General features: G+C 68.5%; 8 protein-coding genes. 5 read left to right on the forward strand and 3 right to left on the reverse strand.

What is annotated here, in order from left to right; genetic code table 11:
- From AC27VN_RS25670 to hisC, 3 genes are all read left to right on the forward strand, one after another.
- On the forward strand, nucleotides 1-485 hold a 485-nt coding region (locus tag AC27VN_RS25670), incomplete at its 5' end, for a CoA pyrophosphatase (protein WP_490878347.1).
- A gap of 83 nt (nucleotides 486-568) precedes the next feature.
- Nucleotides 569-1570 (forward strand): CobD/CbiB family protein, encoded by a 1002-nt coding sequence (locus AC27VN_RS25675; protein WP_398499612.1) that lies wholly within the window; start codon nucleotides 569-571, stop codon nucleotides 1568-1570.
- A 4-nt stretch (nucleotides 1571-1574) separates the two neighbouring features.
- Nucleotides 1575-2684 (forward strand): histidinol-phosphate transaminase, encoded by a 1110-nt coding sequence (gene hisC, locus AC27VN_RS25680; protein ID WP_490878348.1) that lies wholly within the window; start codon nucleotides 1575-1577, stop codon nucleotides 2682-2684.
- Here hisC and rsgA read toward each other — a convergent pair.
- From rsgA to AC27VN_RS25695, 3 genes are read right to left on the reverse strand one after another with little or no spacing between them, the layout of a single operon-like run.
- Nucleotides 2678-3631, reverse strand: a complete 954-nt coding sequence (gene rsgA, locus AC27VN_RS25685; RefSeq protein ID WP_490878349.1) for a ribosome small subunit-dependent GTPase A — start codon at nucleotides 3629-3631, stop codon at nucleotides 2678-2680. The genes hisC and rsgA overlap by 7 nt on opposite strands.
- Nucleotides 3632-3646: 15 nt before the next feature.
- Entirely contained in the window at nucleotides 3647-4006 is a 360-nt protein-coding gene (locus AC27VN_RS25690; protein WP_490878350.1) for a 4a-hydroxytetrahydrobiopterin dehydratase, read from the reverse strand.
- Between the two features lie 48 nt (nucleotides 4007-4054).
- Nucleotides 4055-5323, reverse strand: coding sequence for a M48 family metallopeptidase (locus tag AC27VN_RS25695; protein ID WP_490878351.1), 1269 nt, complete (start codon nucleotides 5321-5323; stop codon nucleotides 4055-4057).
- A gap of 59 nt (nucleotides 5324-5382) precedes the next feature.
- Between AC27VN_RS25695 and orn the strand changes: the two genes are divergently transcribed.
- Entirely contained in the window at nucleotides 5383-5979 is a 597-nt protein-coding gene (gene orn / locus AC27VN_RS25700) for an oligoribonuclease (RefSeq protein WP_093348918.1), read from the forward strand.
- 330 nt (nucleotides 5980-6309) lie between these two features.
- The coding region (locus tag AC27VN_RS25705) for a DEAD/DEAH box helicase (RefSeq protein ID WP_490878352.1) at nucleotides 6310-7975 on the forward strand (1666 nt) is incomplete at its 3' end.

Genomic DNA, 7975 nt, shown 5'->3' on the forward strand with positions numbered 1-7975 from the left:
TGCCGATCGTGCAACGCCCGCAGGGCCCGACCGTGTTGCTCACCGAGCGCACCGCGAACCTGTCGACCCATTCGGGCCAGGTCGCGTTCCCGGGCGGCCGCGTCGATCCAGAGGACGCCAACATCGCGGCCGCCGCGCTGCGCGAGGCCTGGGAAGAGGTCGGCCTGTCGGCCAGCTACATCGAGGTGCTCGGCAGCCTGCCGACCTACACCACGGTGACCTCGTTCATCGTCACGCCGGTGGTGTCGCTGGTCGAGCCCGGCTTCGAGCTCACGATCAACCCCTACGAGGTCGCGCAGGCCTTCGAGGTCCCGCTGGGCTGGCTCATGGACCCGGCCAACCATCGCCGCCATGCCGTGCCCGCAGGCGACGGCACGCAGCGGCACTGGTACTCGATGCCCTACCAGGACGGCAGCGAGGAGCGCTTCGTCTGGGGCGCCACGGCCGGCATGCTGCGCAATCTCTACCGCTTCCTGAGCGCCTGAGCCGCCTGAAGAAACGTCGACTTCTGCCGGTCTCATAGGCCCGCAAGCCCCGAACGACGGGGCTGTCTCGCTATCATCTCTGGATGAGCTTCTTCGCCATCCTGTGTGCGTTGCTGATCGAGCAGGTGCGGCCGCTGGCCCCGCACAACCCCGTGTATGGCGGCGTGCTCGCATGGACGCGCTGGACCAGCCGCAACTTCGACGCGGGCAAGCCGCACCATGGATGGATCGCCTGGGGTCTCGCGGTCTTCGTGCCGACGCTGCTCGCGCTCGGCATCCACTGGCTGCTGGTGCTCACGCTGGGGCTGCCGTTCGCGGTGCTCTGGAGCATCGCGGTGCTCTATGTCACCCTGGGCTTTCGCCAGTTCAGCCATCACTTCACCGACATCCGCGACGCCCTCGACGAAGGCGACGAGCCGCTGGCGCGCTCGCTGCTCGCGCACTGGCAGGGCGTGGACGCCGCCGAGCTGCCGCGCAGCGAGATCGTGCGCCACGTGATCGAGCATTCGGTGATCGCCGCGCATCGCCACGTGTTCGGCGTGCTGGCCTGGTTCTCGGTGCTCGCCGCGGTCGGCCTGGGGCCGGCCGGCGCGGTCTTCTACCGCATGAGCGAATTCGTCGCGCGCTACTGGCTGCACAAGAACGGCGCCGCTGTGCAGCCCTCGAGCGAATCGGTGCAGCAGGCCGCCGACGGCGCCTGGCATGCGATCGACTGGCTGCCCGCGCGCATCACGGCGCTGGGCTTCGCGGTGGTGGGCAGCTTCGAGGAAGCCATCGACTGCTGGCGCAACGACGCGCGCCGCTTTCCGAGCGAGAACGACGGCGTGATCCTCGCGGCCACCTCGGGCGCGGTCAACGTGCGCCTGGGCGGCGGCCGGCTGCGGCCGATTCCCAGCGTCGATCCGCTGCCGCGCGCGCAGGCCGGCGAATCCTTCGCCGACACCCGGCGCACCGACAGCGGCAGCACGCCGGGCCGCGAGCCCGAGCCCGGCCACCTGCGCAGCGTGGTGGGCCTGGTCTGGCGCTCGGTCGTGATGTGGATGGTGCTGCTCGCGCTGCTGACGCTCGCGCGCCTGCTGGGCTGAGCCCATGGCCGACTCGATCGATCCGGCGGCCAGGCGCGCGCCTTCGTTCTGGAGCCCGCGCATCGCGGGCCTCGAACCCTACGTGCCCGGCGAGCAGCCGCGCATCCGGGACCTGGTGAAGCTCAACACCAACGAGAACCCGTACCCGCCGTCGCCGCGCGCCATCCAGGCGATCCGCGAGGCGGCCGAGAACGGCCTCGAGCTCTACCCCGACCCAACATCGATGACCTTGCGCGAAGCCGTCGCGCGCCGCCACGGGCTCGCGGTCGAGCAGGTCTTCGCGGGCAACGGTTCCGACGAGGTGCTGGCCCACGCCTTCTTCGCCTTCTTCCAGCAGCGCGAGCCGCTGCTGATGCCCGACATCAGCTACAGCTTCTACCGCGTCTATGCGCAGCTCTACGGCATCGCCTGCGAGCAGTTGCCGGTCGACGAGGGCCTGCGCATCGACGTCGATGCCATGGCCGATCGTGCGCGCGAAGGCTGCGCGGGCGTCGTCGTTGCCAACCCGAATGCCCCCACCGGCATCGGCCTGCCGCTGGCGCGCATCGAGGAACTGCTGCGCGCCTGTCCCGAGCGCGTGGTGCTGGTGGACGAGGCCTATGTCGATTTCGGCGCCGAGAGCGCGCTCTCGCTGATCCCGCACCATGCCAACCTGCTGGTGGTGCAGACGCTCTCGAAGTCGCGTTCGCTGGCCGGCCTGCGCGTGGGCTTTGCCTGCGGCCAGGCACACCTGATCGATGCGCTGGTGCGCGTGAAGGACAGTTTCAATTCCTACCCGCTCGACCGGCTCGCGAGCGCCGGCGCCGTGGCGGCGCTCGAGGACGAGGACTGGTTCCGCAAGACGCGCGACGACGTGGTCGACACCCGCGAGGGGCTGGTGCTGCAGCTCGAGGACCTGGGTTTCGAGGTGCTGCCTTCGCAGACCAATTTCGTGTTCGCGCGGCATCCGTCGCGCGACGCCGCCGAACTGGCCGCCGCATTGCGCGAGCGCTCGGTGCTGGTGCGGCACTTCCGCCAGCCGCGCATCGCGCAGTACCTGCGCATCAGCATCGGCACGCGCGCGCAATGCAGCGTGCTGGTGGAACGGCTGCGCGAGATCCTGCAGGCTCAGTAGCGCGTCTCGCTGAGCTCCGCGAACAGATCGCCGTAGATCTTGTAGCGCGAGGCGCTGATCGGCCCGTCGTTGGCCGCCGACTCCACGTGCGCGATCACGCCGCAGCCCGGCTCGTGCAGGTGGGTGCAGTTGTAGAACTTGCAGTCGCCCGCATGCTCGGCGATGTCGGGCATCAGGCCCGCGAGCTGCATCGGCGCGATGTGGTTCAGGCCGAATTCCTGGAAGCCCGGCGAGTCGATCAGCGCGGTGCTGCGCGCCGCGTCGACCCAATACCAGGTGGTGCTGGTGGTGGTGTGCTTGCCCGAATTGAGCGCCTGCGAGATCTCGCCGGTGAGCGCGGTGGCGCCCGGCACCAGCAGGTTGATCAGCGTGCTCTTGCCCGCGCCCGAGGGGCCGAGCACCAGCGTGGTCTTGCCCGCGAGGCGCTGCGTCAGCGAGGCGTGGTCGACCTCGCCCGAGGCCTTGAGCGACAGCGGCAGCACGCCGTGGTGCATGCGCCGGTAGGGCGCGAGCTTGCGCCAGGCGCGCTCGAAGGGCTCGACCAGGTCGCTCTTGTTGAGCGCGATGATCGGCGTGATGCGCTCGGCCTCGGCCGCGATCAGGGCGCGCGCGAGCTGGTGTTCGGAGAACTCGGGCTCGGCCGCGATCAGGATCAGCACGTGATCGAGGTTGGCCGCGAAGGACTTGGTGCGGATGTCGTCCTGGCGGTAGAACAGGTTGCGCCGCGGCACCACCTGCTCGATCGTGCCTTCGTCCTCGCTGGCCTGCCAGCGCACGCGGTCGCCGACCACGGCCTGGCTCTTCTTGCCGCGCGGATGGCAGATGCGTCGTTCGCCTTCGGGCGTCTCGACCAGGCAGTGGCGGCCGTGGCTGGCCACCACGAGGCCGTCGTGCAGCGCATCGGCCGAGGCTCGGCCCTGCTGGCGCTCGCGGCCCGGCTTAGCCAAAGGCGATCGCTCCGGTCATGCCGTGGGCGCGGCGGCCGCCAGTAGCGCATCGGCCTGGCGTGCGCAATCGAAGTCGGTGACCGAGATGCCACCGACGTCGTGCGTGTTGAAGCGCACCACGCAGCGGTTGTAGTGCACCGACAGGTCGGGGTGGTGGTCCTGCGTATGGGCCACCATGGCCAGGGCGTTCACGAAGGCGATGGTCTCGAAGTAGTTCGTGAAGCTGTAAGTCTTCTCGATCGCGACGTTCGCGCCGTCGCCGCTGAGCTTCCAGCCTTCGAGCCGCGCGAGCGCCGAGACGATCTCGGTCGCGCTCAGTGCCTTGCGGGGGATGGACTTCCAGTCCTTGATCTTCAACATGCTGGCGGTGCTCATGGCGCGGCTTTCGAAAAGTGGTGCGGGGAGACGGAAAAGAGATGGCGCTCAGGCGGTCGCCAGCATGCGCGCGAGGCGCTCGGAGGCGGGCGGGTGAGAGTAGTAAAACTTGACGAACACCGGGTCGGGGGTGAGGGTCGAGGCGTTGTCCTGGTAGAGCTTGAGCAGCGCGGCCGAAAGGTCGGCGCCGCTGGTCTGGGCGATGGCGTAGGCGTCGGCCTCGAACTCGTGCCTGCGCGACAGCCGCGCCGACAGCGGCGCGACGAAGAAGCCGAACACCGGCACCGCGAGCATGAACAGCAGCAGCGCCAGCGCGCTGTTGGGCGCCGTCATCGACATGTTGGGTTGCACGCCCAGGCCCGTGTAGAACCAGGCCTGGGTCGAAACCCAGCCCAGCAACGCGAAGCCCGCGAGGCTCAGCGCGAACATCGCGACCAGCCGCTTGACGATGTGGCGGTGCTTGAAGTGGCCGAGCTCGTGCGCGAGCACCGCCTCGACCTCGCCGGCATTGAGCTGGCGCAGCAGGGTGTCGTAGAACACCACGCGCTTGCTGGCGCCGAAGCCGGTGAAGTAGGCGTTGGCATGCGCGCTGCGGCGGCTGCCGTCCATCACGAACAGGCCCTTGGCGCGGAAGCCGCAGCGGCTCATGAGCGCGGTGACGCGGGCCTTGAGCGTCGGGTCGTCCAGTGGCTGGAACTTGTTGAAGATCGGTGCGATGAACATCGGATAGACCAGCATCAGCAGCAGGTTGAAGCCCATCCACGCGGCCCAGGCCCAGAGCCACCACAGCGTGCCCGTCGCGCCCATGATCCACAGGATCAGTGCCGCGATCGGCAGCCCGATGGCCGCGCCGACCAGCGTCGAGACGACCGTGTCGCGCAGCCAGAGGCCCCAGGTCATCTTGTTGAAGCCGAAGCGTTCCTCGAGCCTGAAGGTCTGCCACAGCGTGAACGGGAGTTCGAGCAGGCCGCCGATGGCCGCGAAGGCCGCCAGCAGCACCAGTTGCTGCACCATGCCGCCGCCGAGCCAGGCCAGCAGCACCTTGTTGAGCAGGTCGAGGCCGCCGAGCAAGGTCCAGCCCAGCAGCAGCGCCGTGCTCCAGGCCATCTCGATCAGTCCGAAGCGGGCCTTCGCCACCGTGTAGTCGGCCGCCTTCTGGTGCGCCGAGAGGCTGATCGTCTGCGCGAAGGCCTCGGGCACCTCGCCGCGATGCCGCGCCACGTGCCGGACCTGCCGCGAGGCCAGCCAGAACTTCACGAGCAGGCCGGCCACCAGCGCGGCGGCAAAGGCGATGGTGAAGAGAAGCGAATAGGACATAGGGGGCGGAGTTTAGTCCTCGCATCCAAGGCCCCAGGGCCATCGGCGACAATCCCGCGATGCCCGAATCCTCCGCCTCCACGGCCGCCGCAGCGGTCCCCACCCTGAAGAAAAGCGACCAGAACCTGGTCTGGCTCGATTGCGAGATGAGCGGGCTCGACCCCGAGAAGGAACGCCTGCTCGAGATCGCCGTGGTCATCACCGGCCCCGACCTCACGCCGCGCATCGACGGCCCGGTGCTGGTCATCCACCAGAGCGACGCCGTGCTCGACGGCATGGATGCCTGGAACAAGGGCACGCACGGCCGCAGCGGCCTGATCGACAAGGTCAAGGCCTCCACCGTCGACGAAGCCACGGCCGAGCAGCAGCTGATCGAATTCATCGCGCGCTACGTGCCCAGGAGCGGCTCGCCGATGTGCGGCAACACCATCGGCCAGGACCGGCGCTTCCTGGTCAAGTACATGCCCAAGCTCGAGGCCTACTTCCACTACCGCAACCTCGACGTCAGCACGCTCAAGGAGCTTGCCAAGCGCTGGAAGCCCGCGGCCTACAACGCCTTCAAGAAGCAGCAGGCCCACACGGCGCTGGCCGACGTGCACGAGTCGATCGAGGAACTGGCGCACTACCGCGAGACCTTCCTGCGCCTGACCGACTGAGGCCTGGTGGGCCGGAACAACGGCCAAAAATCCCATTGCGTGCGGGGATTAGGTAAAAACCCCGATGCATGTCATAATCGTGGGCTTCGCTGACCGGGGTGCCCGGCCATTCTTCAAAAAGGATGGCGCGTGCATGAGCAGAATCGGTTCCCCGCCGGCATATCCCGCATCTCCCTATCTTGCACACCGCGCCCGATCGCATGGATCGATCAAAAAGGGCCGCAGCCTCGGGTTTCAGAACCGGAAGCTGAATGTCGTTGGATGGTTGATGTTTTTAACCACCAACGGGGCGCCGCCCACGGCTGCGCTCGCGTTTGAAATTTGACATTCATGACCGACGCTTTTGAAGCGCAGCGCGAGCTCGCGCCTGTGCAATCGATTCACAACAACGAATTTTCCGCTGTCACCTCCGAAGTGCCCGTGCTCGAGGCGCTCGACGCCGCCAGCACCGAGGCCAACGAAGTCCTCGAAGTTGCCGATCAGGACGCGCAGACGTCCGACGCACCCGAGGCACCGCGCGGCCCCAACGGATTCATTCCGCTGGGCCTCGCACCCGAACTGATCGCTGCCGTCGTGGACCTGGGCTTCCACCAGCCCACGACCGTGCAGGAAAAGGTGATCCCGCTGGCCCGCGGCGACGAATCGGCCCGTTTCGTCGACCTGATGGTCTCGAGCCAGACCGGCAGCGGCAAGACCGCGGCCTTCCTGCTGCCCGTGCTGCACACGCTGATCCGCCGCCAGGCCGAAGCAGCCGCCGCCGAGCGCGCCGAATTCGACCGCCTCGCGGCCGAAGCCGCCGAACGCGGCGAAGCGCCGCCCAAGCGGCCCAAGCGCGTCAACCCGACCAGCAACCGCAACTTCAAGGCCGCCACCCCCGGCGCCCTGGTGCTGTGCCCGACGCGCGAACTCGCGCAGCAGGTCGCGCACGACGCCATCGAACTGGTGCGCCACTGCCGTGGCCTGCGCATCGCCAACGTGGTCGGTGGCATGCCCTACCAGCTGCAGATCGCTCGCCTGCAGAACGCCGACCTCGTGGTCGCCACGCCGGGCCGTCTGCTCGACCTGCAGCGCTCGATGCAGATCAAGCTCGACAAGGTCAAGTTCCTGGTGGTCGACGAGGCCGACCGCATGCTCGACCTGGGCTTCGCCGACGACCTGGCCGAAGTCAACCAGCTCACCATCGAGCGCCAGCAGACCATGATGTTCAGCGCCACCTTCGCGCCGCGCATCCAGCAGCTGGCCCAGCGCGTGATGCGCGAGCCGCAGCGCGTGACGATCGACAGCCCGCAGGAAAAGCACGCCAACATCAAGCAGTCGCTGTTCTGGGCCGACAACGCCGCCCACAAGCGCAAGCTGCTCGACCACTGGCTGCGCGACACCAGCATCAACCAGGCGATCGTGTTCGCCAGCACCCAGGTCGAGTGCGACGGCCTCGCCAACGACCTGCAGCAGGACGGCTTCAGTGCCGTGGCGCTGCACGGCGCGCTGAGCCAGGGCCTGCGCAACCGCCGCCTGATGGCGCTGCGCCAGGGCCAGGTGCAGATCCTGGTGGCGACCGACGTGGCCGCGCGCGGCATCGACGTGCCGACCATCACCCACGTCTTCAACTTCGGCCTGCCGATGAAGGCCGAGGACTACACCCACCGCATCGGCCGCACCGGCCGTGCCGGCCGCGACGGCCTGGCGATCACCTTCGCCGAGTTCCGCGACCGCCGCCGGATCATGGACATCGAGCAGTACAGCCGCCAGCAGTTCAAGGCCGAGGTGATCCCCGGCATGGAACCGCAGCAGCGCATGCCGCAATCGCGCCCGCAGGGCGACTTCGGCGGCCGCGGCCGTGGCGGCGATCGTCGCCAGGGCAACGGCGGCGGTGGCTACCGCGGCGGCAATGGCGGTGGCAACGGCTACGCCAATGCCAGCGGCTTCAACGACCGCGGTGCACGCGGTCCCGGCCCGGGTGCCGGCGCTCCGCGCGGTGGCAGCTTCCATGGCGGTG

This window comes from Variovorax sp. 20P10.2.4, from assembly GCF_058244205.1.

Excerpts from the sequence above, each read along its gene's own strand:
- orn (WP_093348918.1), top strand. The coding sequence starts at position 5,383 with ATGCCCGAATCCTCCGCCTCCACGGCCGCCGCAGCGGTCCCCACCCTG.
- AC27VN_RS25675 (WP_398499612.1), top strand. The coding sequence starts at position 569 with ATGAGCTTCTTCGCCATCCTGTGTGCGTTGCTGATCGAGCAGGTGCGG.
- hisC (WP_490878348.1), top strand. The coding sequence starts at position 1,575 with ATGGCCGACTCGATCGATCCGGCGGCCAGGCGCGCGCCTTCGTTCTGG.
- AC27VN_RS25690 (WP_490878350.1), bottom strand. The coding sequence starts at position 4,006 with ATGAGCACCGCCAGCATGTTGAAGATCAAGGACTGGAAGTCCATCCCC.
- AC27VN_RS25695 (WP_490878351.1), bottom strand. The coding sequence starts at position 5,323 with ATGTCCTATTCGCTTCTCTTCACCATCGCCTTTGCCGCCGCGCTGGTG.